The sequence below is a fragment of the Kosakonia quasisacchari genome, from assembly GCF_004331415.1.
GTDB lineage: Bacteria > Pseudomonadota > Gammaproteobacteria > Enterobacterales > Enterobacteriaceae > Kosakonia > Kosakonia quasisacchari.
The window spans coordinates 20,897-43,161 of the sequence record NZ_SJOP01000027.1; the positions used below are offsets into that span (position 1 = coordinate 20,897).

17 protein-coding genes are annotated in these 22,265 nt (G+C 53.5%); 13 read left to right on the forward strand and 4 right to left on the reverse strand.

Annotated features, from left to right (window positions below; genetic code table 11):
* Positions 1 to 165: 165 nt before the first annotated feature.
* From E0L21_RS21980 to E0L21_RS22005, 6 genes are all read left to right on the forward strand, one after another.
* The gene (locus tag E0L21_RS21980) at positions 166 to 1,149 is read left to right on the forward strand and encodes an autoinducer 2 ABC transporter substrate-binding protein (RefSeq protein ID WP_131413256.1); all 984 of its coding nucleotides are present in this window, start codon (positions 166 to 168) and stop codon (positions 1,147 to 1,149) included.
* A 107-nt stretch (positions 1,150 to 1,256) separates the two neighbouring features.
* Complete coding sequence (locus E0L21_RS21985; protein WP_131413258.1) at positions 1,257 to 2,756, forward strand: sugar ABC transporter ATP-binding protein; 1,500 nt, start codon at positions 1,257 to 1,259, stop codon at positions 2,754 to 2,756.
* A complete protein-coding gene (locus tag E0L21_RS21990) occupies positions 2,749 to 3,738 on the forward strand; it encodes an ABC transporter permease (protein WP_131413260.1) in 990 nt (329 codons plus the stop codon). The genes E0L21_RS21985 and E0L21_RS21990 overlap by 8 nt, the downstream gene beginning before the upstream one ends.
* A gap of 1 nt (position 3,739) precedes the next feature.
* Positions 3,740 to 4,693 carry an ABC transporter permease gene (locus tag E0L21_RS21995; protein WP_131413262.1) on the forward strand — a complete coding sequence of 318 codons (954 nt, stop codon included), beginning with the start codon at positions 3,740 to 3,742 and terminating at the stop codon, positions 4,691 to 4,693.
* A 16-nt stretch (positions 4,694 to 4,709) separates the two neighbouring features.
* The gene (locus E0L21_RS22000) at positions 4,710 to 6,347 is read left to right on the forward strand and encodes an FGGY-family carbohydrate kinase (RefSeq protein ID WP_131413264.1); all 1,638 of its coding nucleotides are present in this window, start codon (positions 4,710 to 4,712) and stop codon (positions 6,345 to 6,347) included.
* Positions 6,344 to 6,946: a KpsF/GutQ family sugar-phosphate isomerase gene (locus E0L21_RS22005; protein ID WP_131413266.1), complete on the forward strand. Its 603-nt coding sequence runs from the start codon at positions 6,344 to 6,346 to the stop codon at positions 6,944 to 6,946. Before E0L21_RS22000 ends, E0L21_RS22005 begins: the two co-directional genes overlap by 4 nt.
* Before the next feature lie 79 nt (positions 6,947 to 7,025).
* Here E0L21_RS22005 and E0L21_RS22010 read toward each other — a convergent pair whose 3' ends face one another.
* From E0L21_RS22010 to putA, 3 genes are all read right to left on the reverse strand, one after another.
* Positions 7,026 to 7,427: a putative T6SS immunity periplasmic lipoprotein gene (locus E0L21_RS22010; RefSeq protein WP_131413268.1), complete on the reverse strand. Its 402-nt coding sequence runs from the start codon at positions 7,425 to 7,427 to the stop codon at positions 7,026 to 7,028.
* Positions 7,418 to 7,960 carry a hypothetical protein gene (locus E0L21_RS22015; protein WP_025263661.1) on the reverse strand — a complete coding sequence of 181 codons (543 nt, stop codon included), beginning with the start codon at positions 7,958 to 7,960 and terminating at the stop codon, positions 7,418 to 7,420. The genes E0L21_RS22010 and E0L21_RS22015 overlap by 10 nt, the downstream gene beginning before the upstream one ends.
* A gap of 171 nt (positions 7,961 to 8,131) precedes the next feature.
* Complete coding sequence (gene putA, locus E0L21_RS22020; RefSeq protein ID WP_131413270.1) at positions 8,132 to 12,088, reverse strand: trifunctional transcriptional regulator/proline dehydrogenase/L-glutamate gamma-semialdehyde dehydrogenase; 3,957 nt, start codon at positions 12,086 to 12,088, stop codon at positions 8,132 to 8,134.
* Positions 12,089 to 12,506: 418 nt separating this feature from the next.
* On the opposite strand from putA, the gene putP reads away from it, so the two are divergent.
* Both putP and E0L21_RS22035 read left to right on the forward strand, forming a co-directional pair.
* Positions 12,507 to 14,015: a sodium/proline symporter PutP gene (gene putP / locus E0L21_RS22030; RefSeq protein WP_131413274.1), complete on the forward strand. Its 1,509-nt coding sequence runs from the start codon at positions 12,507 to 12,509 to the stop codon at positions 14,013 to 14,015.
* 99 nt (positions 14,016 to 14,114) lie between these two features.
* Positions 14,115 to 14,546 (forward strand): DUF3574 domain-containing protein, encoded by a 432-nt coding sequence (locus tag E0L21_RS22035; protein WP_131413276.1) that lies wholly within the window; start codon positions 14,115 to 14,117, stop codon positions 14,544 to 14,546.
* A gap of 35 nt (positions 14,547 to 14,581) precedes the next feature.
* Here E0L21_RS22035 and E0L21_RS22040 read toward each other — a convergent pair whose 3' ends face one another.
* Positions 14,582 to 15,766, reverse strand: coding sequence for a NupC/NupG family nucleoside CNT transporter (locus tag E0L21_RS22040; protein ID WP_131413279.1), 1,185 nt, complete (start codon positions 15,764 to 15,766; stop codon positions 14,582 to 14,584).
* Between the two features lie 281 nt (positions 15,767 to 16,047).
* Here E0L21_RS22040 and efeU point away from each other — a divergent pair, with 281 nt between their 5' ends.
* The 5 genes from efeU to E0L21_RS22065 all read left to right on the forward strand — a co-directional run bounded on the left by efeU (position 16,048) and on the right by E0L21_RS22065 (position 22,196).
* A complete protein-coding gene (gene efeU, locus E0L21_RS22045) occupies positions 16,048 to 16,881 on the forward strand; it encodes an iron uptake transporter permease EfeU (protein ID WP_131413281.1) in 834 nt (277 codons plus the stop codon).
* A 39-nt stretch (positions 16,882 to 16,920) separates the two neighbouring features.
* On the forward strand, positions 16,921 to 18,048 hold the full coding sequence (efeO, locus tag E0L21_RS22050) for an iron uptake system protein EfeO (RefSeq protein WP_131413283.1): 1,128 nt from the start codon (positions 16,921 to 16,923) through the stop codon (positions 18,046 to 18,048).
* Between the two features lie 4 nt (positions 18,049 to 18,052).
* Positions 18,053 to 19,336, forward strand: a complete 1,284-nt coding sequence (efeB, locus tag E0L21_RS22055; protein WP_131413285.1) for an iron uptake transporter deferrochelatase/peroxidase subunit — start codon at positions 18,053 to 18,055, stop codon at positions 19,334 to 19,336.
* 538 nt (positions 19,337 to 19,874) lie between these two features.
* A complete protein-coding gene (gene phoH, locus E0L21_RS22060; protein WP_170312079.1) occupies positions 19,875 to 20,663 on the forward strand; it encodes a phosphate starvation-inducible protein PhoH in 789 nt (262 codons plus the stop codon).
* Positions 20,664 to 21,638: 975 nt separating this feature from the next.
* On the forward strand, positions 21,639 to 22,196 hold the full coding sequence (locus E0L21_RS22065; RefSeq protein WP_328590680.1) for a chorismate mutase: 558 nt from the start codon (positions 21,639 to 21,641) through the stop codon (positions 22,194 to 22,196).
* The last annotated feature ends 69 nt before the right edge of the window (positions 22,197 to 22,265 follow it).

Sequence of the window (22,265 nt, forward strand, 5' to 3'; positions counted from 1 at the left end):
TCATGATTTTCTGGTTATATTTAACCTTTAATTAACTATAATTGATCTTTATTTTAACATTTTTGGGCTTGTATCACGTTTTTGAAATTACCATTGTTTTGCCTCTTCCCTTCGTTGCTAACCTCCATCTCGCGACTTTCCTCTGTCCTCAAGAAAGGTACAACTATGAAATTCAAACTCGCATTACTCAGCGCAGCCCTCATTTCTGCCAGCATGGTTTCCGGCCAGGCGTTTGCGGCACAAAAATATGAGATCGCGGTGGTTGCCAAAGTTACCGGTATTCCATGGTTTAACCGCATGGAAACCGGAGTCAACGAAGCGGCAAAAAAACTGGACGTCAACGCGTACCAGACCGGGCCATCAACACCGGATCCGGCACAGCAAGTGAAAGTGATTGAAGATCTGATCGCCAAAAACGTCAACGCCATCATCGTGGTGCCAAATGATGCGAAAGTACTGGAGCCAGTGCTGAAAAAAGCCCGTGACAAAGGCATTGTGGTACTGACGCATGAATCCCCGGATCAGCAAATAGGTCAGTGGGATATTGAAACCATCGACAGCGAAAAATATGCCCAGGCTAACGTCGATGAACTGGCAAAAGATATGGGCGGTAAAGGCGGTTACGCCATTTATGTCGGTTCTCTGACGGTGCCGCTGCACAATGCCTGGGCCGACTACGCGATCAAATATCAAAAAGAGAAATACCCGGATATGTTCGAAGTGACCTCGCGTTTGCCGGTCGCCGAGAGCATTGACAAATCCTATGCCACCACCCTCGATTTGATGAAAACCTACCCGCAATTGAAAGGGGTAATTGGCTTTGGCTCGCTGGGGCCGATTGGCGCCGGACAAGCCGTGCAGAAGAAACGCGCAAAAGACAAACTGGCTGTTGTGGGCATCGCGATGCCTGGCCAGGCCGCACCGTATCTGATGCGTGGCGACATCAAAAAAGCGCTGCTGTGGGATCCGCGTGACGCCGGTTTCGCGCTGGTGACCGTCGCCGACCAGTTGTTGCAAGGAAAAGAAGTCACGCCCGATCTGACTATTGATGGGTTGGGCAAAGCCGATGTGGATATGAATAAGAAAGTGATCCGTTTTAATAAGATCCTCGAAGTGACCAAAGATAACGCACAATCACTCGGTTTCTGAGCCTTTCAGGCCACACCAGGGAACCGGAATGCCGGCCGTCAGGCCGGCCTCTTCCGCCGCAGATTTTAACCTCGCGCCCACCCCGGGCGCTGGCAGAGGTATTGTCGATGACCGACACCACCGCATTTATCACTCTTGAGAATATCAGCAAGCGATTCCCGGGCGTGCTGGCGCTGGATAATGTGAATTTAACGCTGGAAAAAGGCGAAGTTCACTGTCTGGCGGGGCAAAACGGCTGCGGAAAGAGCACCATCATCAAAGTAATATCCGGTGTTTATCACCCGGAAAAGGGTGCCAACATCGCGCTCGACGGCAAACTTTTTCACCAGCTCACGCCGCAGCTCTCAGCGCACTACGGGATTCAGGTTATTTACCAGGATCTGTCGCTGTTTCCTAATTTTAGCGTGGCGGAAAATATCGCCATTCACCGCTACCTACCCGGTGGCGATATCTGGGTGCGTCGTAGCGCGATGCGTACACAAGCGCTGGCGGCGATGGCGCGCATTGGCGTGCGCCTCGATCCGGATAAAAAAGTAGAAAAACTCTCTATTGCCGACCGCCAGTTGGTGGCGATTTGCCGCGCGATTGCTGCCGATGCCCGGCTGGTGATTATGGATGAACCCACCGCCTCGCTAACCCGCCAGGAAGTGAATGGCTTACTGCGCGTGGTCAATGAATTGAAAGCCGCCGGCATTTGCGTGGTGTTTGTCAGCCACCGTCTGGATGAAGTGATGGAAGTGGCTGACCGCATCAGCGTGATGCGCGACGGCAAGTTGATTGGCACCTGGCCGGCAAGCGAGTTGGATAGCCACGAGCTGGCGTATCTGATGACCGGCCAGCGTTTTCACTACAGCCCGCTGCCGGAAAAACCCCCGGTGGATCAATTACCCATGCTGGAGCTGCGTCATCTCAGCCGTAAAGGCAAATATCGCGATATCAATCTGGCGCTACGCAGCGGCGAAATCGTATCGATTGTCGGTCTTTTGGGTGCCGGACGTACCGAATTGTGCATGAGCCTGTTTGGCATGACACAACCTGAGGACGGCGAGATCCGCATCAATGGCACGCCGGTGAAACTGCGTAGCAACCATGACGCCATCCGCCACGGTATTGGTTATGTGTCAGAAGATCGGCTGACGCAAGGGCTCATCATGGAACAGTCGATTTATGACAATACTATCGTCACGGTGTTCGACAAGCTGCACACGCGCAGCGGTTTGCTCGATCACCGCAAAGCGGAGCAACTGGTTGCCGATCTCATTCGCGAGCTGAACATCAAAGTCTCCGATGCGAAGTTACCGGTGAAAACGCTCTCCGGTGGTAATGCGCAGCGTATCGCCATCGCTAAATGGGTGGCTACGCAGCCGCGTATTCTGATCCTTGATTCGCCCACGGTTGGTGTCGATATCGCCAACAAAGAGGGCATCTATCAGATTGCCCGCCAACTGGCGGAGCAGGGGATGGCGGTGTTGATGATTTGCGACGAAATCCCGGAGGCCTATTACAACAGCCATCGCGTGCTGGTGATGCGCCGGGGGGAACTGGTGGCAGAGTTTAATCCGCACCGTTGCACAGAGCAGGAAATTGCCGAGGTGGTCAATGCGTAACGCGTCCTTTTCCCGCCTTGTCGGGCAACATGAGTTCTGGCTGGGGCTGTTGGTGATCGCGCTGGCGATTTTCCTCAGCGTACGTACCGATGAGTTTCTTTCCCTTGGCAACCTGACGGATGTCGCCACCAGTTACGCCATCCTTGGGATTTTGGCCTGTGGGTTGTTTGTGGTGCTGATTTCTGGCGGCATCGATATTTCGTTTCCGGCGATGACCGCGATTGCCCAATACGCCATGGCCAGTTGGGTGATTGCCCACGGCGGTAACTTCGCACTGGCGTTGGGGCTTTCGATGGCGGTTGGCCTGCTGCTCGGGTTAGTCAACGGCTTCCTGGTCTACTGGCTGCGCGTGCCCGCCATCATCATTACCATTGCCACGCTGAATGTTTACTACGGCCTGCTGGTATATGCCACCAAAGGGACGTGGCTGTATGGTTTCCCGGACTGGTTTATGAATGGCATCAACTGGTTTTCGTTCACCGCTGCCGACGGTTACGACTATGGATTGACGCTGCCGCTGCTGTGTCTGGGCGCGACGATTATTCTCACCGCAGTGCTGATGAATTATACCCGGCTGGGCCGCCAGATTTATGCCATGGGCGGCAACCGCGATGCGGCGTCACGTCTGGGTCTGAACCTGCTGAAACTGCACTTCTACGTCTACGGTTTTATGGGCATCCTCGCTGGCGTAGCGGCGGTGGTACAGGCGCAAATTACCCAGTCTGTTGCACCGAACTCGCTACTGGGGTTTGAGCTGACGGTACTGGCGGCGGTGGTGCTTGGCGGCACCAGCATGTCCGGCGGGCGTGGCACGTTGACCGGCACGCTGTTGGGCGTTGTGCTGCTGGCCTTCTTGCAAAACGGTTTAACGCTGCTGAGTGTCTCCTCTTACTGGCACACGGTATTTAGCGGCGCAATTATCCTGGTGAGCATTAGCGCCACCGCGTGGAACGAAAAACGCAAACTTGCGAGGGAGTTATAAGATGAAATCCAGCGTCCGAATTCTGCCCGATGATGCCATCATCCGCTTGCAATGCGTCATTATCATCGTCGTGGCGCTGGTTTTCTCTGCGCTACTCGGCAGTCGTTTTTTTAGCGTCGCTAACTTCCAGTCGATTGGCTCACAACTGCCGATTCTGGGCATGCTTGCGCTAGGTATGGGTATCACCATGCTGACCGGCGGCATTAACCTGTCGATCATTGCCGGTGCGAACGCCTGTTCGCTGGTAATGGCGGCGGTAATTGTCAGCCATCCGGATAACCCGCTGTTCCTGGCGCTGGCGTTGCTCGCCGGTCTGCTGGTGGCGGTGGCAATCGGGGCGCTGAACGGTGCGCTGGTGGCGTGGATTGGCGTTTCGCCGATTCTGGCGACACTCGGCACGATGACGCTGATTTCCGGGCTGAATATTTTGTTCTCAAATGGCACGGTCATCTCCGGTTTTCCGAGCGCTATTCAGTTCCTTGGCAACGCCACACTGCTTGGCATCCCGGTCGCACTGTTACTGTTTATCCTCGTTGCGCTGCTGCTGTGGGTATTACTCGAACATACTACGCTTGGGCGCAGTCTCTACCTGGTTGGCTCGAACGAGCAGGCCACACGCTACAGTGGTGTGAATACGGTTCGCGTACAGATTTCGGTGTATATCATCTCCGCGCTGTTGGGCTGGGCGGCTGCCATTTTGATGATGGCGAAGTTCAATTCGGCGAAAGCGGGCTACGGTGAATCCTATCTTCTGGTGACTATTCTGGCTTCGGTACTGGGCGGTATTAACCCGGATGGCGGTTTTGGCCGCGTGCTGGGGCTGGTGCTGGCGCTGGTGGTGCTACAGATGCTGGAGAGTGGCTTTAATTTGTTGGGTATCAGCAGCTATCTGACGATGGCGCTCTGGGGCGCGGTGCTGATCCTCTTTATCGCATTACAAAATCGAAAAGCCTGAGAGCGGGAGAAAAAGAATGGCGAGCTACTTTATTGGTGTGGATGTTGGCACCGGCAGCGCACGTGCAGGCGTCTTTGATTTGACTGGCAGAATGGTCAGCCAAGCGAGCAGGGCGATTGAAATTTACCGCCCGCAGGCCGACTTTGTTGAGCAATCTTCCGACAATATCTGGCAGGCTGTGTGCAACGCGGTACGCGATGCGGTGAACCAGGCGGATATTAACCCGATTCAGGTTAAAGGCCTCGGTTTTGACGCGACCTGTTCGCTGGTGGTGCTCGACAAAGAGGGCAACCCGTTGACCATTAGCCCTTCCGGGCGCAGTGAGCAGAACATTATTGTGTGGATGGATCACCGCGCCATCTCGCAGGCGAACCGTATCAACGCCACGCACCACCGGGTGCTGGATTACGTCGGCGGGATCATCTCGCCGGAGATGCAAACGCCGAAACTGCTGTGGTTAAAACAGCACATGCCGAACACCTGGGCCAACGCTGGATATTACTTCGACCTGCCGGATTTTCTCACCTGGCGGGCAACGGGTGATGACACCCGCTCACTTTGCTCCACGGTGTGCAAGTGGACGTATATGGGCCATGAGGATAAGTGGGACACCAGTTATTTCCGCCAGATCGGTCTTGAAGATTTGCTGGAGCACGATGCGGAGAAAATCGGCCGTTACGTGAAAACCATGGGCGAGCCGCTGGGTCGTGGGCTGACGCAACGTGCGGCGACAGAAATGGGATTGATGCCCGGCACGGCAGTCAGCGTGTCGATTATCGATGCTCACGCGGGCACGCTGGGCACGCTCGGTGCCAGCGGGCCTTCGGGTGAAATGGCGGATTTCGATCGGCGTATCGCGCTGATTGGCGGCACCTCTACTGGCCATATGGCGATTTCACCGCAAGCGCGTTTTATCGGCGGCGTGTGGGGGCCTTACTTCTCGGCAGTGCTGCCGGGCTACTGGCTGAACGAGGGAGGGCAGTCGGCGACCGGGGCGTTAATTGACCATATGATTCAATCCCATCCGTGCTACGAAACACTGCTGGCTCAGGCGAAAGCGCAAGGGCAAACCATCTATGAAGTGCTGAATGCGCTACTGCGGAAGATGGCGGGCGAGCCGGAAAATATCGCGTTTTTAACGCGTGATATTCACATTCTGCCGTACTTCCACGGTAACCGTTCGCCGCGCGCAAACCCGACATTAACCGGGGTGATCAGCGGGCTGAAACTCTCGCGTACGCCGGAGGATATGGCGTTGCACTACCTGGCAACCATTCAGGCGATTGCCCTCGGTACGCGGCATATTATTGAAACTATGAATCAGAGTGGTTACAGCATTGACACGGTGATGGCGAGCGGCGGGGGCACCAAAAACCCGATCTTTGTTCAGGAACATGCAAATGCTACCGGTTGTGCGATGTTGCTGCCAGAAGAGAGCGAAGCGATGCTGCTCGGCGGCGCAATGATGGGCACCGTGGCGGCAGGTGTTTTCGACAGTTTCCCGGAAGCGATGTCGGCGATGAGCCGTATCGGCAAGACGGTGACGCCGCAAACTAACCGCATCAAGCAGTATTACGATCGCAAATACACCGTCTTCCATGAGATGTACCAGGATCATATGAAATACCGCCAACTGATGCAGGAGGAGGCATGAGCGACAGTTGGCGTCAGGCCTGCGACGCCTGGCAAATTTATAGCGAAGAGATGGCGGCGCTGAGCCACCATCTTAACGATGCACAGTGGTGTGCGTTAATGGCGGAACTGCGCAGTTGTCGCGGTAAAATTGCTGTCACCGGTGTGGGAACATCCGGCATTGCAGCCCGCAAGATTGCCCATATGCTGGCGTGCGTCGAGCGCCCGGCTATCTACCTGAATGCCACGGATGCTGCGCACGGTGATCTGGGTTTTCTCGATAGCCATGATTTGGTCATTATGCTGTCGCGCGGGGGGAATTCTGATGAGCTAACGCGGCTGCTGCCGGGGCTTGCACAAAAGGGCGTGCCGCTGATTAGCGTGACGGAAAACCCGGATTCCGCTATCGCTCAGGCCGCGCGGCTGGTGATTTCCACCGGCGTGCAGCGCGAAATTGATCCGCTCAATATGCTGGCCACCACCTCCATCGTGCTGACGCTGGCGATTTTCGATGCCGCCTGCGCCTGCCTGATGAGCGAAAGCGGTTATTCAAAAGAGACGTTATTGTCGGTACATCCCGGCGGAGATGTTGGTTTAACGCTAAGCAAAAAAGCGCCGTAAGGCGCTTTTTGTTACATGCTCAGTAAAATAAAAAACGCGGGCCTTATATTATTTATATTGATTTAGTCACATAAATAAATTACTTCGCTGTCAGATTATTCAGTGTGAAATTCTTTAGCCAGATGCGTTTTGAATCCACATTCTTGGCGGAGTATGCCGTTATGATCGTGATGTTATATTCTTTGTCTTGCTCAAAATGGTAATTGACTGGAAGACATTGGCCGGGGTTAACGATATAGGTCGGATTATCAAAATGATCCGCTTGCCAAATTTCCTGCATTTGCCTGTTACTATCGCGTGTCGAAAGTGTCAGCCGAAGCAATTTTGCCTGACCCTGTTCAATAGTGGGGTCGCCTTTTACTGAGACACAAAGTTTATTATCTTTTTTCGTGACATCAGCAATGCGAAATGGCGTGTTTTCACCCACGCAGCCGGTAAAAAGTGGTGTTAAGATAATCGGTATATACCATTTCATTTCCATAAGCTCCTTTTATCCGTAGGTGAAGCCAGAAAATACTGTAGCGTATTTTGGTACTTCGCGAGCAAGTCCGGTCCATGAATCCCTTGAAAATCAGTAACGCCTTTCCAGACATTATAACCTGCGGTAATCAGGGTAAAGTAATCAGCAATAATGTTAGCTTGTTGCTCCATGGGATAGTCAGCCAGTGTTTTTTCTTTAGGCAGGGAGTATGTATACCTTACGTACTTACTAATCAGCCCTCTAATTCTGACACCCATTCCCATCTGATGTTGCCAAATGTGGGCAAATTCATGTATGAACCAGTTTTTATCAGACGAGCTTTCCGCTGAAAAATCTTCTTTAAAAATGGGCTCTGGCCAGTACATGTTTCCATTCGGCGTGACCGCAGTATCCTGGTCTTGAAGATTAAAAGGGAAATAGCTGCCCTTATAAATCCTTACTGATCCATAATTGATCGTATCTTTGAAAAGAATACGGGCCATTCTGATTTCGCCAGCGGTGAGTGGTCTAAATGTGTCTTTCCCGGTTGCCACCTCGATCTCCTTTTTATCTATAAATTTGGCTTCAGATTTTTCTACTCCCGGTTAAATGAACTGTCAATGAACGCGTTATGATTGTGCTGACTCATATCAATAGTTCTATTTCCTCGCTTATAAAAATAAAGCCCCGCAACGCGAGGCTTTGGATTATCCAGTTACCCTGCTTCAGCCAATCGTCATCAAACTGGCGTTGCCACCGGCAGCGGCGGTATTGACGCTCAAAGAGCGTTCCACCCACAGTCGTTCGAGCAGGATGTTGCTTTCACCGCGTGCAAAGCCCTGAACCGACACAATCGCGCCATTGCGTGCAGCGACGTTTTCACACAGCGCCACCAGTTGGTCGGAATCACCGTGGAAAATCACCGCATCAAACATCTGCGCCATTAAGGCATCGGCTTTGGCAAACTGAATACGTTTGCTGACGCTTTCCGGCAACTGTTTTGCCAAATCGCGGTGCAACGTGTCGTCCGGCCACAGCAGTTGGCTACCGCAGGCGATGACGGCCGCCAGTTGCACCAACGCGTCCTGTTCATTATCCGCGACACATAACACTCGTTCGCGTGGCACCAATGTCCAGCTATTGCGTTCGCCGGTCGGACCTTGCAGCAGGCGCTGTGTCCCGGTTTGCGCCAGCTCACCAAAATGCGCGCACAGCTGTTGCAGCGCCGGACGCTCTTTTGCCCATGTGCTCAATGCTTCCAGAGGCTGCAATAGCGATGCTTTCAGTTGCGCATCCAGCGGATGTTGCGCGTCGTGACGGGCCAGCGTTTTCTGTACCGCGTTTTCCGGTCGGCTGCCTAACAGACGGTAGAGATAGAGCGGCCCGCCGGCTTTCGGCCCGGTGCCGGACAACCCTTCACCGCCAAACGGCTGTACGCCTACCACCGCGCCCACCATATTGCGGTTCACATACAGGTTTCCGACATGGGCATTGCCAGTGACCTGTGCGATGGTTTCATCGATGCGGGTATGGACGCCGAGCGTCAGGCCATAACCGGAGGCATTAATCTGTGCGATCAACTGATCCAACTGGTTACGGTGATAGCGAACAACGTGCAGAACCGGGCCGAAGACCTCTTTTTTCAGCTCGTCAAAACTTTCCAGTTCGATAAGCGTCGGCGCGACAAAGGTGCCGGTGCGCCATTCGCGCGCATCTTCGCTGTTTTCACGCACCGCCTGGAACACCTTGCGGCCTTTGGCCTGCATCGCCTGGATATGTTTGTCGATATTCGCTTTTGCTTCGGCGTCGATCACCGGGCCGATATCGGTGGTCAGCCGGCCTGGATTGCCCATGCGACACTCCGCCATCGCGCCGCGTAACATGGTCAACGTGTGATCGGCAATGTCATCCTGCAAGCAAAGCACGCGCAGGGCTGAACAGCGCTGCCCAGCGCTATCAAACGCGGAGGCCAGCACATCAATGACCACCTGTTCAGTAAGCGCGGAGGAATCGACAATCATTGCATTCATCCCGCCGGTTTCGGCGATAAGCGGCGTCGGGCGGCCTTGAGCATCAAGACGTGTTGCGATACTGCGTTGCAGCAGCGTCGCCACGTCGGTGGAGCCGGTAAACATCACCCCGCGCACACGCGGATCGGCGGTCAGTTGTGCGCCTACGGTTTCGCCGCGCCCTGGCAGTAACTGCAAAACACCCGCTGGTACACCGGCTTCCAGCAGAATTGCTACACCCTGAGCGGCAATCAGCGGTGTCTGCTCGGCGGGTTTTGCCAGTACGCTGTTGCCTGCTGCTAACGCCGCGGCAATCTGGCCGGTGAAAATAGCCAGCGGGAAGTTCCACGGGCTGATACACACCACCGGCCCCAGCGGACGGTGCGTTTCGTTATCGAAATCCGCACTCACCTGGCCTGCGTAGTAGCGCAGGAAATCAACCGCTTCGCGCACTTCAGCAATGGCGTTGCTGAAGGTTTTACCTGCTTCACGCACCAGAATGCCAATCAACGACTGCATTTGATCTTCCATCAGCACCGCAGCGCGCTGAAGAATGGCGGCGCGCTCCTGCGGCGGCGTGGCAAACCAGATCGGCGCGTGATTGACGGCGTTTTCCAGCGCCTGGTCAACCTGCGCTTCGCTGGCTTCCACCACATAACCCACGGTGTCTTTCGGTTCGGCAGGGTTAATCACCGCAACAGGTTCGCCATCCATGACCACCTGTTCCAACGTCGGGCGGGCGTACCATTTCTGCGCCGCGCTGGTGAGCAGCGAGGAGGAAAGTGAGGCCAGCCGGTGTTCGTTCGCCAGATCCAGGCCTGCGGCGTTGATACGGCCTTCGCCATACAGCGCGCGGGGCAGGGCGATTTTCGGGTGTGGCAAGCCGACCTGACCTTCCTGTGCGGCAATTTTTTCCACTTCGCTCACCGGGTCGGCAACCAGCGCGTCCAGGGGCAGCGTATTATCGGCAATGCGGTTGACGAACGACGTATTCGCCCCGTTTTCCAGCAGGCGGCGCACCAGGTACGCCAGCAAGGTTTCGTGAGTGCCGACCGGGGCATAAATGCGGCAAGGGCGATTCAGTTTGCCATCGGCCACTTTGCCCACCACCTGCTCATATAACGGTTCGCCCATGCCGTGCAGGCACTGGAATTCGTACTGGCCAGGATAATAGTTCTGCCCGGCGAGTTGGTAGATAGCCGCCAGTGTGTGGGCATTATGGGTGGCAAACTGCGGGTAGATCAGGTTTGGCACCGCGAGTAATTTTTTCGCGCAAGCGAGGTACGAAACGTCGGTGTACACCTTGCGGGTATAAACCGGGTAGCCTTCCAGCCCTTCCATTTGCGCGCGCTTGATTTCACTGTCCCAGTAAGCGCCTTTTACCAGGCGGATCATCAAACGGCGGCGGCTGCGTGTCGCCAGATCAACAAGATAATCAATGACAAACGGGCAGCGCTTCTGATAGGCCTGAATAACAAAACCGATACCGTTCCAGCCTGACAGTTCCGGCTCGAAACAGAGTTTTTCCAGCAGATCGAGGGAGATTTCCAGACGATCGGCCTCTTCGGCGTCAATGTTAATGCCGATGTCATACTGGCGTGCCAGCAAGGTGAGGGATTTCAGGCGCGGATAGAGTTCATCCATCACGCGGTCGTATTGCGCTCGGCTGTAGCGTGGGTGCAGGGCGGATAATTTAATCGAAATTCCCGGACCTTCATAAATGCCGCGTCCGTTGGAGGCTTTGCCAATGGCGTGAATTGCCTGCTGGTACGACACCATATACGCCTGCGCATCGGCCGCAGTCAGTGCCGCTTCGCCCAGCATGTCGTAGGAGTAACGGAAACCTTTCTCTTCCAGTTTGCGCGCGTTAGCCAGCGCTTCAGCGATCGTTTCGCCGGTAACGAACTGTTCGCCCATCAGACGCATTGCCATATCCACGCCTTTGCGGATCAGCGGTTCGCCACTTTTGCCAATAATACGATTTAAAGAGTGCGAGAGGTTGGCTTCGTTATGGGTGGAGATCAGACGGCCAGTAAACAGCAAACCCCAGGTGGCGGCATTGACGAACAGCGACGGGCTGCGGCCAATGTGTGACTGCCAGTTGCCGTTGCTGATTTTGTCGCGGATCAGCGCATCGCGGGTGGCTTTGTCGGGAATACGCAGTAACGCTTCGGCCAGACACATGAGCGCCACGCCTTCCTGCGAGGAGAGGGAAAATTCCTGTAACAGGCTTTGCACCATGCCGGCGCGGCCGGAGGCGGTTTTTTGGTTACGCAGTTTTTCCGCTAACTGATAAGCCAGCTTATGGGCATTTTCCGCCACCGGCTGCGGCAGACGGGCTTGTTCCAGCAACATGGGCACCGCATCCGTTTCCGCCCAGCGCCATGCACCGGTAATGGCTGCGCGGGAGACGGACTGCGGCAGGATCTGCTCGGCAAAATCGAGAAACGGCTGGTGGCTGTCATCAACCGCAACGGTACTTTCGTCTTCCTGTGCGTTGCCTGGTGCAGTCGCCAGTTCTGGCAGCCCTTCGTTGTTTTCCAGCTTTTCCAGAAAATTGAAGATGGCTTGTTTAATCAGCCAGTGCGGTGTGCGGTCGATGGTCGCCGCTGCGGCTTTGATCCTTTCGCGTGTTGCGTCATCAAGCTTGACCCCCATGGTGGTGGTGCCCATGCTTTGCTCCTGTTTTTTTACGATGTTTTGCGGTTCAGGCAGAAATATCCACCATGTTGCAACTTTGTGCAACCTTGTTAAATGTGACCTGGCTGGCAAGGTAAGAAATGAATGAAATGTTAACGACTGGTAATTGCTAAAGACGCTGAGCAATTCGCTGGCAAAGCAGGTTTTATGCGGTGGATAACACTTTTAAAAGGTGCAACCTTGAAAAGTGTGACAGAGTACAACCTATAGGAAATTGTTATCAGAGCCGGGATGAATTTGATGTAAATGCCGTGTTAAATCAATTGTGAATAAGTGAGGCATCCGGCAGGATACGGGCGCTTCAAATAATCTATACGCCCCATCGCCCCGTTCCGGCGCTGGACAAAAGCGGCAAAAGCATTTGCCGACGAAGAATCCTGGAGACTTTTTAATGGCAATGAGCACACCGATGCTGGTGACTTTTCTTGTTTATATCTTTGGCATGATACTCATCGGTTTCGTCGCCTGGCGTTCGACGAAAAATTTCGATGACTATATTCTGGGCGGTCGCAGCCTTGGGCCACTGGTCACTGCGCTGTCGGCGGGGGCATCGGATATGAGCGGTTGGCTGCTGATGGGGTTGCCGGGCGCGATTTTTATTTCGGGTATCTCCGAAAGCTGGATCGCCATTGGCCTGACGCTGGGTGCCTGGATCAACTGGAAACTGGTGGCCGGGCGTCTGCGTGTGCACACCGAGGTGAACAATAACGCGCTGACATTGCCGGACTATTTTACCGGGCGTTTTGAAGACAAAAGCCGCTTGTTGCGCATTATCTCGGCGGTGGTGATTCTGGTGTTTTTCACCATTTATTGCGCTTCCGGTATTGTTGCCGGCGCGCGCCTGTTTGAAAGCACCTTTGGCATGAGTTACGAAACCGCGCTGTGGGCCGGTGCCGCTGCCACGATTATTTATACCTTCATTGGCGGTTTCCTGGCGATCAGCTGGACCGATACAGTGCAGGCCAGCCTGATGATTTTCGCGCTGATCCTGACGCCGGTGATTGTCATTATTTCCGTTGGTGGCTTTGGTGATTCGCTGGAAGTGATCAAGCAAAAAAGCATTGAAAACGTCGACATGCTGAAAGGCTTGAATTTTGTTGCCATCGTATCGCTGATGGGCTGGGGGTTGGGTTATTTCGGCCAGCCGCATATTCTGGCGCGTTTTATGGCGGCCGATTCACATCACACCATTGTCCATGCGCGTCGCATCAGTATGACGTGGATGATCCTGTGCCTGGCAGGTGCAGTTGCGGTGGGCTTTTTTGGCATCGCTTATTTCAACAACAACCCGTCGGCAGCCGGAGCCGTTGATCAAAACGCCGAGCGCGTGTTTATCGAGCTGGCGCAAATTCTGTTCAATCCGTGGATTGCCGGGGTGCTGCTGTCGGCGATCCTCGCCGCCGTGATGTCGACGCTGAGCTGCCAGTTGCTGGTGTGTTCCAGCGCGATTACCGAAGATTTCTACAAGGCCTTTTTGCGCAAAGGCGCAAGCCAGCGCGAGCTGGTGTGGGTGGGTCGCGCCATGGTTTTGCTGGTGGCGCTGATTGCTATCGCACTGGCGGCGAACCCGGAAAACCGCGTGCTCGGCCTGGTGAGCTACGCGTGGGCGGGCTTCGGAGCGGCGTTTGGCCCGGTGGTGCTGTTCTCGGTAATGTGGTCGCGCATGACGCGTAACGGTGCGCTGGCAGGCATGGTCATCGGTGCGGTGACGGTAATTGTCTGGAAACACTACGCGTGGCTGGATCTGTATGAAATCATTCCTGGCTTCGTTTTCGGCAGCATCGGCATTGTGGTCTTTAGCCTGCTGGGCAAAGCGCCTTCCGCGCAGATGCAGCAGCGTTTTGCTGAGGCGGATGCGCATTACCGCTCTGCGCCGCCATCGCGTTTACAGGCCGAATAAATTGCTCTTTGTGAAAAACCCGCTGCGGCGGGTTTTTTTATTGCTAAATCTTTGTAATTACGCTGTTATCTCACAACAAATAACAATGAGGATAGCGATATGAAGTTAAAGACAGGGTTCACTGCACTGATGATGGCAGGTTTACTGGCGGGTTGCGCTGCGCCGGTGGCAAAACAACCGAGTGCGACGGTGCAAACCTGCAAGGTTGAAAACCAGATGCAGCAAACCACGCTCTATTACGGTTTAACCCGTCAGGGCGGCAAAGTGATTACCGCGCAGGAGTGGCAGCAGTATGTGGATAACGATGTCACACCGCGTTTTCGCGATGGGTTAACGGCATATGATGCACAGGGGCAGTGGCTGAATAGCAACGGGAAAGTGTCGAAGGAGCCAAGCAAAGCGCTGATGTTGATCCACAGCGTGGATGCGCAAAGTGACACGAAGATCGATGCGCTGCGCGATATCTACAAATCACGCTTTGCCCAGGAATCGGTAATGCGGGTGGATCAGCCGGTCTGCGTGCAATTCTGATGTGACGGCCCACTCCGACAGAGTGGGCCAGTAAATTACAACACCACGCCTGCGAAAGCCGCCGAAAGCAAACTCACCAGCGTTGCGCCATACACTAAGCGCAGACCAAAGCGGGAAACAGAGTTCCCCTGTTGCTCGTTTAGTCCCTTAATTGCCCCCGCCACAATGCCGATAGAGGCAAAATTGGCGAACGACACCAGGAACACAGAAAGAATACCTAACCCGCGCGGTGTCATCTGCGCGGCGATTTTTTGTAGCTCAATCATTGCCACAAATTCGTTAGCCACCAGCTTGGTCGCCATAATGCTGCCTGCGTGTAGCGCATCGCTCAGCGGGATGCCAATCAGCCATGCCAGCGGGTAAAACACATAGCCGAGGATTTGCTGGAAGCTAATGCCGAACAAGGTGGAGAAGAGGGCGTTGACGGCGCTGATTAGCGCAATAAAGCCAATCAGCATCGCCAGAATAATCATCGCCACTTTGAAACCCGCGAGGATGTACTCCCCGAGCATTTCAAAGAAACTTTGCGATTCGTGGAGTTTTTCCAGTTTGACCTCGGCTTCCGCTTCCGGGCGCGTCGGGTTAATGACCAACAGCACGATAAAGGTGCTGAACATATTGAGGACCAGCGCTGCGACTACGTATTTCGCATCCAGCATGGTCATATACGCGCCGACAATCGACAACGACACCGTCGACATCGCCGTCGCCGCCATGGTGAACATGCGGCGCGAGGAGAGATCCGCGAGGATGCCTTTATAAGCAATAAAGTTTTCCGACTGGCCGAGGATCAGCGAGCTGACGGCGTTAAACGACTCAAGCTTGCCCATGCCGTTCAGTTTTGACAGCAATGTGCCTATCAAACGGATAAAAATGGGCAAAATGCGCCAGTGCTGCAAAATGCCGATTAGCGCGGATATAAAGATGATAGGGCACAGCACGCCGAGGAAGATAAACGCCAGGCCTTTTTCGCTCATCCCGCCGAAGACAAAGCCGGTGCCGTCGCCAGCGAATTTCAACAGCGCTTCAAAGAAGCCGGAAACATATTTAATCAGCGTTAACCCGCTTTGCGCATGCAGAAAGAACCACGCCAGCGCCAGTTCAATGACAATTAATTGCAGGATGAAGCGAAAACGAATGTGTCGGCGGTCGAAACTCACCAGCCAGGCCAGCGCGAGAATCACCACCAGCGCCAGCAAAAAATGGAAGAAGTTAGTCATGTCTTTAATTTTGCAGGTAAACGAAACGGGGCGTTCATTTAGCCATAGTGCCGTGGTGGGGTAAATACAAAGTTAAAGATTTGTAAGCTATGTTTTAGCTTTATTTCAATTGCTTCTGCATAACACGTATGCCGTGAGGTTCGCTGGCTACGTGTTTACATCCAGTTATCATTCTTCGCATATTTCGCTTGAGTTTCCTTTCACCGTAATGATAATCACTATCAATGCAATTTACTTTTCTTTGCAACCATTGACCGCGCATGACATTAGGGGTTTCCTCCATGTTTGTTCCATTTTTGATTATGTTACGTGAAGGCCTTGAAGCGGCGCTGATCGTCAGCCTGATTGCCAGTTATCTGAAACGTACCCAGCGTGGGCGCTGGATAAGTGTCATGTGGATTGGTGTTTTTCTTGCCGCCGCGCTCTGTCTTGGACTGGGTATTGCGATTAATGAAACCACCGGCGAGTTCCCACAGAAAGAGCAGGAGCTGTTTGAAGGGATTGTCGCGGCGATAGCCGTAGTGATCCTCACCTGGATGGTGTTCTGGATGCGCAAAGTGTCGCGCAACGTGAAAGTGCAACTGGAGCAGGCGGTCGACAGCGCGCTGGCGCGCAGTCATAACCATGGTTGGGCGTTGATCCTGATGGTCTTTTTCGCCGTGGCGCGTGAAGGGCTGGAATCGGTGTTCTTTCTGTTGGCGGCGTTCCAGCAGGATGTTGGGATCTGGCCGCCGCTGGGTGCGATGCTGGGGCTGGCCTCGGCGGTGGTGCTCGGTTTTTTGCTTTACTGGGGCGGTGTGCGCCTCAATCTTGGTGCATTTTTTAAATGGACCAGCCTGTTTATTCTGTTTGTCGCCGCCGGGCTTGCCGCCGGGGCGATCCGCGCTTTTCACGAGGCGGGATTATGGAACCACTTCCAGGATGTGGCCTTCGATTTCAGTAATGTGCTGACCACGCATTCACTCACTGGCACGCTGCTGGAAGGGATTTTGGGTTACCAGGAAACGCCAAGCGTTAGCGAAGTGGCGGTCTACTTTATCTATCTGATCCCGGCGCTGGTGATGTTTGTTTTACCCCCTCGCGCGGGTACGCAGCCTTCACGAGCAGCACCGTAATCGCTTTATAGTTACAACATACTAATTAAGGGAAAGGGCATGGCAATTCATTTTCGTCGTAGTGCATTACAGGCCGGGATGGCGGCATTAATCTCCGGCGCTTTCGCGGTGCAGGCTGCGGATATCCCGCAGGTGAAAGTCACGGTTACGGACAAGCAGTGTGAGCCGATGAACCTGACGGTTAACGCCGGTAAAACACAGTTTATTATTCTCAACCACAGCCAGAAGGCGCTCGAGTGGGAGATCCTCAAAGGCGTGATGGTGGTTGAAGAGCGTGAAAATATCGCGCCAGGTTTTAGCCAGAAGCTGACCGCCAACTTGCAGCCTGGCGAATATGAGATGACCTGCGGCCTGTTAACCAACCCGAAAGGCAAGCTGGTGGTGAAAGGCGCGGCGACGGCCGATGCGGCAAAAGGTGACGCACTGCTAAGTCTGAGCGGCGCCATCACGGACTATAAAGCCTATGTTGTTGCCGAAACTGCGCAGTTGGTTTCCGGTACCAAAGTGTTCACCGATGCGGTAAAAGCGGGCGATATTGAAAAAGCGAAAGCGCTGTATGCGCCGACGCGTCAGCACTACGAACGTATTGAACCGATTGCTGAACTCTTCTCCGATCTTGATGGCAGTATTGATGCCCGTGAAGATGATTACGAGCATAAAGCTGCCGACCCGAAATTCACCGGTTTCCACCGTCTGGAAAAAGCCCTGTTTGGCGACAACAGCACCAAGGACATGGGTAAATACGCCGATCAGCTGTATAGCGATGTAGTCGATCTGCAAACGCGCATTAATGAGCTGGCGTTCCCGCCATCCAAAGTGGTCGGCGGCGCAGCCGGTCTGATTGAAGAAGTGGCGGCGAGCAAAATCAGCGGTGAAGAAGATCGCTACAGCCACACAGATTTGTGGGACTTCCAGGCCAACGTCGATGGCGCACAGAAAATCGTTGATTTGCTGCGTCCGCAATTGCAGAAAGATAACGCCGAACTGCTGGCGAAAGTCGATGCCAACTTCAAGAAAGTGGATACCATCCTCGCGAAATACCGCACTAAAGACGGGTATGAAACCTACGATAAGTTGACTGACGCCGACCGCAATGCGCTGAAAGGGCCGATCACTACACTGGCGGAAGATTTGGCGCAGCTGCGCGGCGTGCTGGGACTGGACTAATACCATGAAGCAAGATGATAACAACGACGTCAGCGAACCTTCCCGGCGCCGTTTATTAAAAAGTATGGGCGCGCTGGGAGGTGCGCTTGCGCTGGCTGGCGGATGTCCGGTAGCGCATGCGGTAACACCCAAGAGCGCGCCGGGGACACTTTCGCCGGATGCGCGTATGGAGAAGCAGCCATTCCTGGGCGCACATCAGGCCGGTATTTTGACACCGCAGCAGGCGTCAATGATGCTGGTGGCGTTTGACGTGCTGGCTACGGATAAAGCCGACCTTGAACGGTTGTTTCGCTTACTGACGCAGCGCATAACGTTTCTGACCGCCGGCGGCCCGGCCCCGGAGACAACGAACCCGCGCTTACCGCCAACGGACTCCGGTATTCTCGGCGCCTATATTGCACCGGATAACCTGACGATGACGCTCTCTGTGGGAGAGTCGCTGTTCGACAACCGTTTTGGTTTGCGCGCGCAAATGCCGAAAAAGCTGCAAAAGATGACGCGTTTCCCTAACGATTCGCTTGATGCGGCATTGTGTCACGGTGATCTGCTGATCCAGATTTGCGCCAATACACAGGACACGGTGATTCACGCGCTGCGTGACATCATTAAGCACACGCCGGATTTACTCAGCGTGCGCTGGAAGCGGGAAGGGTTTATCTCTGACCATGCAGCGCGAAGCAAAGGCAAAGAGACACCGGTTAACCTGCTGGGCTTTAAAGATGGCACCGCCAACCCGGACAGCAGTGATAACGTGCTGATGAACGAAGTGGTATGGGTGACGAAAGAGCAGGGTGAACCGGCGTGGGCAGTGGGCGGCAGTTACCAGGCGGTGCGTATTATCCAGTTCCATGTCGAGTTTTGGGATCGCACGCCGCTGAAAGAGCAGCAGACCATTTTCGGACGCGATAAACACTCCGGTGCGCCATTGGGTATGAAGAATGAGCATGATGTCCCGGATTATGCCAGCGATCCGGACGGCGATGTGATTGCTCTCGACAGCCATATTCGCCTTGCGAACCCACGAACGAAAGAGACGCAATCCAGCTTGATGATGCGGCGCGGCTATAGTTACTCGCTCGGTGTGACTAACGCCGGCCAGCTGGATATGGGGTTGTTGTTCGTCTGTTATCAGCATGATCTGGAAAAAGGCTTCCTGGCGGTGCAAAAGCGTCTGAACGGCGAGGCGCTGGAAGAATATATTCGTCCGATTGGCGGCGGTTATTTCTTCGTATTGCCCGGCATACAAGAGGCAAACCGCTATCTTGCACAATCTCTGCTTGAAGCGTGAAGATCCTATCCTGCCCGCCTTCGGGCAGGATATTCTGTCATCTGTTGCATCCTGACATACTTTTTGTGCCATCCAATTATCATTTTTTCGTATGAGAAAGTATCTGTTATCTTTCTGTAATATTCATAACCGAGACTCTGTTCAACGACGCAGAGGTCATGCACGTTATGGGTTGGTAAAAATAATGTTGCAATGATGCTAATCTTTGATGTAATTAGTGAGAGCGTTATCCCCTGCGGTGATGAAGTTTTTCTGGAGATCGCGGATGGTAAAGTCCAATAGCGGACAGACAAAAAGACCACGCAAAACCCGGCACGGAGGTGCGACCTCCGGCAGCGACTTCTTCACCCCTGAATTTTCCTCCTTCTTTTTCATTCCTGATGTCGACGATGTGACAGGCGATGCTGTTCGTCGCGTTGGCACGTCATTTTCAAAGGCAAGCCATGGCTTACAAGGAAGCCAACCCTCAGACGTTTGTGCGCATAATCGCGTCGATAGCGACGTGTGTGATGTAAACCAACAACTCAAGGTGCTATCCATGGGAAGACAAAAAGCAGTGATCAAAGCTCGTCGTGAAGCGAAACGCGTGCTGAGACGTGATTCACGCAGCCATAAACAACGTGAAGAAGAGTCGGTCACCTCGCTTGTGCAGATGAGTGGCGTTGAAACAATTGGCATGGCGCGGGACAGCCGTGATACTTCCCCAATTGCCGCGCGCAATGAAGCTCAGGCGCACTACCTGAATGCTATCGAGAGTAAACAATTGATCTTTGCAACCGGTGAAGCCGGCTGCGGGAAAACGTGGATCAGCGCGGCGAAAGCGGCGGAAGCCCTGATCCATAAGGACGTGGACAGGATTATTGTAACCCGACCGGTTCTGCAGGCCGACGAAGATCTCGGCTTCTTACCCGGTGATATTTCGGAGAAGTTCGCTCCCTATTTCCGGCCCGTTTACGACGTGCTGCTAAAACGGCTTGGAGCGTCCTTTATGCAATACTGCCTGCGACCAGAGATCGGTAAGGTGGAAATCGCGCCGTTCGCCTATATGCGCGGACGTACCTTTGAAAATGCGGTGGTCATTCTCGACGAGGCTCAGAATGTCACGGCTGCGCAAATGAAAATGTTTTTAACACGCCTCGGGGAGAACGTGACCGTTATTGTGAACGGTGATATTACCCAGTGCGATCTGCCATCCGGTGTGAAATCGGGTTTGAGCGACGCGCTGGCACGTTTTGAGGAAGACGAGATGATAGGCGTGGTACGCTTCAATAAAGACGACTGCGTACGCTCCGCGCTCTGCCAGCGCACGCTGAAAGCGTACGACTGATAGCATGGATATTTAGCGATAAAACCCGGGAAACCGGGTTTTATTTTTTGCGGGGCGCAAACAGGTCGCAGTCGGCCCCGTTCGTGGAACTTCATCGCCTGCGGGAGTGCGATAGGCGAAAAAAGCCTGCGTTGATATACAAGCTCTTCTTTGAAAGACAAGGGTCAGTAACGGAAGAAGACCATTCCTTGTAAATAACTGCGTGTAAATAATACTGCGTGTGTCGCGCTTGCTGATGAAAATCCATCTGAAAGCGTGAGCTTACTTTCCCTTCAAATGAGTAAGCGTGTGCAATGTGCAACGTTAAGTTTGAAAAACCTTACTCACGCTTTTGCTCATACAGAATGATATGTTTCAGCGCTTTTCTCACCACCAGAAAGTTCTGGCCAGATCAGGCCCGTTTCGCTTGCCGTTGCGTGCATGTCTCCCACGGTGATGGATGCCCGGCATTTTTCGGTGTCGTTATTTATAAAATTTATATCCCTGTTATCGGAGCCCTGAAAATGGGGGGCTGCATACCGCGTAAACACTTTTATCACTACGTTCAGCCCGCCTGGTCTGTCATGTTTTTCATCTTATATAAGGCGCAGAACGGTACAAAACCTGCGGTCTATCGATGAATCCACATTGATATCAGCGCGTTACATTTCCTTACGCAAACCCGCTTTGGTGAAATAATAACGTAATTGAATTAATGAAAAGTGAACGGTGCGTGTTATCACTTTAACCGTGTTGTCTGGTTTGCTGTTCATTCCCGAAGGCACTTTTTCAATTACGGCTAATCACGCAATTGAGTATCCGCTAAGAGAACTTGTTACTGGCCAGCACTGTATCCGTAAGCTCGGGAACACAATGCGCTTCACGAAAAGCGGGCGCTGCTTATAACAAAGCTCTTACATCCAGAAACGAAATAGTAACCAATGGTTATATTTACGCGGGTAAATTAAGTTTGGCACTTTTCTTTGAGGGATGGTTATGAAGGTTTTCATATCAACACTATGTATGTCCGGAAGCGTTTTTTCAGGAGCATCTGCTCCCATTTGTCTCAGTGCCCTTTCATCACTCTTAAGCGAACGCATGGAGCTAATGAGAGAAGTTGCAGCCTACAAGGCGAAGTATCACTTACCGGTGGAGGATTTGGTTCGGGAACAAAAAGTGCTGTTGCAGGCGCGGGGTAATGCGCGCGAGGTTGGGCTGGAACCGCAGTCAGTGGAGCCGTTCATCAATGCACTGATGAATGCGGGAAAAGCAATACAGTATCGCTATCTGGCAGACTGGTTGCCCCGACCAGAATCATTTGTCACCCTTCTGGATCTTGACGGGATCAGACGGCGTATCAATGAACTGGACAAGCATCTGCTAATGACCATCAGTCAGCGGCTTCGGGGAGGAACGCTCTCTTATTCAGACCGGGCATTGTTAGCGGAGAAAACGGTGTCCCCAAATCTTACTGAAGCTGAGAAGGATAACTTGCTGGACACCATGCGCTTTATTCAGTGTGCTCCGCAGGCACCCGATTCAGGGATATCCTGATATGCAACTTCACGATCTTATGAAGCTCAAATATGCACAGAGTTGGTCTTTTCTGCATCGCAAACTCCA